The organism is Vibrio sp. 10N.261.52.A1, from assembly GCF_002876325.1.
Lineage (GTDB): Bacteria > Pseudomonadota > Gammaproteobacteria > Enterobacterales > Vibrionaceae > Vibrio > Vibrio chagasii.
Genome location: NZ_MCYD01000581.1, coordinates 1,177 through 4,975 on the forward strand (window position 1 = coordinate 1,177; position 3,799 = coordinate 4,975).

Annotated in this window: 5 protein-coding genes; all 5 read left to right on the forward strand. The window is 49.8% G+C overall.

What is annotated here, in order from left to right; all coding sequences use genetic code 11:
• On the forward strand, positions 1-971 hold a 971-nt coding region (locus tag BCT81_RS09580), incomplete at its 5' end, for a flagellar hook-basal body complex protein (protein WP_102423978.1).
• A 4-nt stretch (positions 972-975) separates the two neighbouring features.
• Positions 976-1,710: a flagellar hook-basal body complex protein gene (locus tag BCT81_RS09585; RefSeq protein WP_102423979.1), complete on the forward strand. Its 735-nt coding sequence runs from the start codon at positions 976-978 to the stop codon at positions 1,708-1,710.
• An 11-nt stretch (positions 1,711-1,721) separates the two neighbouring features.
• The gene (flgG, locus tag BCT81_RS09590; RefSeq protein ID WP_102423980.1) at positions 1,722-2,507 is read left to right on the forward strand and encodes a flagellar basal-body rod protein FlgG; all 786 of its coding nucleotides are present in this window, start codon (positions 1,722-1,724) and stop codon (positions 2,505-2,507) included.
• A gap of 47 nt (positions 2,508-2,554) precedes the next feature.
• Complete coding sequence (gene flgH / locus BCT81_RS09595) at positions 2,555-3,277, forward strand: flagellar basal body L-ring protein FlgH (protein WP_081090314.1); 723 nt, start codon at positions 2,555-2,557, stop codon at positions 3,275-3,277.
• Positions 3,277-3,799 (forward strand): flagellar basal body P-ring protein FlgI (locus BCT81_RS09600; RefSeq protein ID WP_198596872.1); only part of this gene is annotated, 523 nt, incomplete at its 3' end. The genes flgH and BCT81_RS09600, both read left to right, overlap by 1 nt.

The following is a 3,799-nucleotide window of genomic DNA, read 5'->3' on the forward strand; positions in this document are numbered from 1 at the left end:
AAGACAGTAAAGGGCAAACTCTCTATACCCGTTCTGGTATTTTCAACATGAACGCTGATGGGGTGATAACTGCGAACAGTGGTGCCGCCCTGCAAGGTTACTCGGTGGATGGTAATAACAATTTATTGCTCGGTTCGGTAGGCACGGTGCAGATAAGTACTGCATCATTGCAGGCTAGGGAAACAGATGCCATTGAGTTTGTTGCTAACCTCGACGCCAGAGAGCAGGTTCCTGCCAGCGCATTCGACTACAGCGATTCATCCACCTACAACCACTCTTATACCACGCCAGTTTATGACTCTTTGGGTAACCCTCATACGGTGAGCCAGTACTTTGTCAAAGGCGCGTCTAATGACTGGGATGTTCACATCTTGGTTGATGGTAAAGCGATTGATGGGGCTGATGCCTTGGTAGCTGCCGCTTCACCAACTGCGACGGATACCGCGAACTTTACCTTTAATGCCGATGGCACCATCTCATCGGGGGGGAACTACTCAGTCAGTTTTGACCCTGCCAATGGGGCAAACAGTGTCACGGTGAATATCGACCTATCTGCAGTTACCCAATTTGGTAGTGACTTCGTTGTCTCCAAAAATAGCCCAAATGGTTACACCTCCGGTGATTATGCCAGTGTCCGAATGGAAAACGATGGCCGTATCTTTGCGACCTACACCAATGGTCAGTCTCAATTGCAAGGTCAGGTGGTTCTTGCCGACTTTGCTTCCCCTCAAAACATGATCAAAACCAGTGATACCGCTTGGTTACAAAGCTTTAGTTCTGGCACGCCCGTTCTGGGTACTGCGGGCAGTGGTGTGTTCGGGGATTTGACTTCCGGTGCGCTCGAAGGCTCCAACGTTGATCTGACGTCTGAACTGGTGGCCTTGATGACGGCTCAGCGTAACTATCAAGCCAATACCAAGTCGATATCGACATCGGATCAACTGACGCAAGCCTTGTTCAACGTGGTGTAGCACTATGAATCCGATTCTATTTAGTGCAGCGAAAGGTGCTGAGCGAACCATGCTCGCTCAGCACGTGCGCGCGAATAATTTGTCCCATGCGGACACCGTTGGTTTTAAAGCCTTGATGGAGCACTCAACACCGATGCGCCTTGAAGGATCGGGCTTTCTGACTTCCGTCACCTCTAGAACCAACTCTTCGATCAATAACTTTGCTCAGGGTGAAGATATACGTACCGAGCGACCACTGGATGTCGCCATTAATGGTGACGGGTTTATTACTCTCGAAGGGCTAGAAGATGAACCTGCCGAGCTCTATACGCGGGCAGGCAATTTTCGACTGGATGGCAATGGCCAACTCTACCTTGGCGAGCGTCGAGTGATGTCGACTGATGGCCCAATGGCGTTGCCAGACTTTGAGTTTGTATCGGTGAGTTCGAATGGATTGGTGTCGATCACCCCGATTGGAGGTGAGGCGTCGCTAGAGGTGGGTGCACTTAAGTTGGTTAAACCCGAGAACGAACAGATGACCATGCATGCGAGTGGACACTTTGTTCCCAAAGGCGGTCAGGTTCTGGCTGAAGACTTTAGCGTTCAGGTTCGTTCTGGTTATTTAGAGGCGAGTAACGTCTCCAGTTTAGAAGAGCTGGTCAGCATTATGTCGCTGACTCGACAATACGAAATGCAAATTGAAGTGATGGCATCAGCGGATGAAATCGCTCAGATAGGCAATAAGCTTCTCAAAGCTTAAGGAAGGGAATTATGCACAGTGCCTTATGGATATCCAAAACAGGGATGGCCGCACAGGATGCAAAAATGACGGCGATTTCGAACAACCTTGCCAACATCAATACGGTGGGTTTTAAGCGAGACCGAGTGGTGTTTGAAGATCTTTTTTACAGTGTCGATAAGCAAGCAGGTACCGAAACCACAGAGCTTAATGAACATCCAACGGGGATTCAGCTCGGTAATGGTGTTCGAGTAGTCGGCACCGAGAAAGTGTTTACTCAAGGGAATATCCAGAATACCAACCAACAATTTGATCTGGCTATTCTAGGTGATGGTTTCTTTCAAATTGAGAACTCAGATGGAGAGCTGCTCTATACCCGAAATGGCCAGTTTCAAACCAACTCTGATGGCCAGCTAGTCAATACGCAAGGTTATCCTCTGATCCCTGAAGTCGTCATTCCTCCAGAAGCGACTCTGGTCAGTATTACTGCTGATGGTGTGGTTAGCGCCACGATACCGGGCCAAGTGAATCCTGAAGATCTAGGGCAAATCACCATAGTGAAATTCATGAACCCTGCAGGGCTTTCTGCTCAAGGGGGAAACTTATTTATTGAAACGGAAGGCTCGGGTGAAGCGGTCGAGCTCGTCGCAGGAACAGAAGGTTCAGGCCAGTTAAAACAAGGGGCACTCGAAGGATCGAACGTACAGGTGGTGGAAGAAATGGTTGATATGATCGCCACCCAACGCGCTTATGAGATGAGCGCCAAGATGGTCAGCGCAGCCGATGAGATGCTGCAGTACATCGCGCAGCAATCATAGCTCTTGCTTTAACGAGCGAATAACGATGGTTGCTAGGGAGATCTGACATGGAAAAGCCAATTAAGCCAAGGTTGGGTAAGCCGTATGCAATCGGTGCGATTTATTATCTCGCCGTAGTTACCTTGCTGGTGGTGATGGTGGCGGGTTGTGCTGGTCGCCAAGACGATTTTATTCCACCATCGCCAAATGATGAAGCGTACGCGCCGCCCGAGTTGGACTATCAAGTGACTAGAGTCAGCAAAGGCAGCCTCTATACCGGTACCACTTCGATGACCTTATTCCAAGATCGAAGAGCGTACCGTGTGGGCGATATTTTAACGGTGTTGTTGGATGAAAAAACAGAGTCCGATAAGAGTGCTTCAACCCAATATGGCAAAGATTCCAGCGCCAACATAACCGCGCCTACATTGGGCAACAAGACATTTGAAGACGTGAGCGCTTCTGTTGATGCTACGCGAGATTTTGATGGCGCAGCTGCTTCGAAACAAGGTAACAGCTTATCGGGTTCTATTACTGTCACCGTTTACAACGTCTTGCCGAATGGCGTGCTTAGGGTGAGAGGAGAGAAGTGGCTCAAGCTTAACCAAGGAGATGAATACATTCGCCTGACGGGCAATGTGCGGGTCGATGATATTCAGGCTGACAACACACTCTCTTCCCAGCGAATCGCCGATGCAAGAATCACTTATGCTGGCCGCGGCTCGTTTGCTGATACCAACACTGCAGGTTGGTTGACCCAGTTCTTCAATTCGCCATGGATGCCATTCTAATGAGCGCCCTAATTCGCTTCTACTTAACCTTATTGGCGTTGCCCTGGTGCTTGCTCGGGTTTACTTCTTCAGCAGATGCGGCGCGTCCGATTGCTGAAGTCGCAGAGGTGTATGGCGACAGACAAAACCAACTTATTGGCTATGGATTAGTTGTGGGCTTGGACGGGTCTGGCGATAAATCGCAAGTGAAGTTCACGCAACAGTCGGTGGTCAACATGATCAAGCAATTTGGCGTGCAACTGGATGATGCGACCAATCCTAAGCTGAAAAACGTGGCCGCTGTGAGTGTCACTGCCATGGTGGAACCTCACCAAGGTGCAGGTCAAACCTTGACGGTCACGGTGTCTTCATTGGGGGACGCAAAAAGCTTGCGCGGTGGCACCTTATTGCTCACTCCGCTACGAGGCATTGATGGTGAAGTGTACGCCATAGCGCAAGGTAGTCTGGTGGTTGGTGGCTTCAATGCAACTGGTGAAAACGGAACCAGCATTACCAGGAACACACCTACTGTCGGGCGAATCC

What these genes read in the sequence shown, in the direction of transcription:
- BCT81_RS09585 (WP_102423979.1), top strand. Translation starts at nt 976, where the DNA reads ATGAATCCGATTCTATTTAGTGCAGCGAAAGGTGCTGAGCGAACCATG.
- flgG (WP_102423980.1), top strand. Translation starts at nt 1,722, where the DNA reads ATGCACAGTGCCTTATGGATATCCAAAACAGGGATGGCCGCACAGGAT.
- flgH (WP_081090314.1), top strand. Translation starts at nt 2,555, where the DNA reads ATGGAAAAGCCAATTAAGCCAAGGTTGGGTAAGCCGTATGCAATCGGT.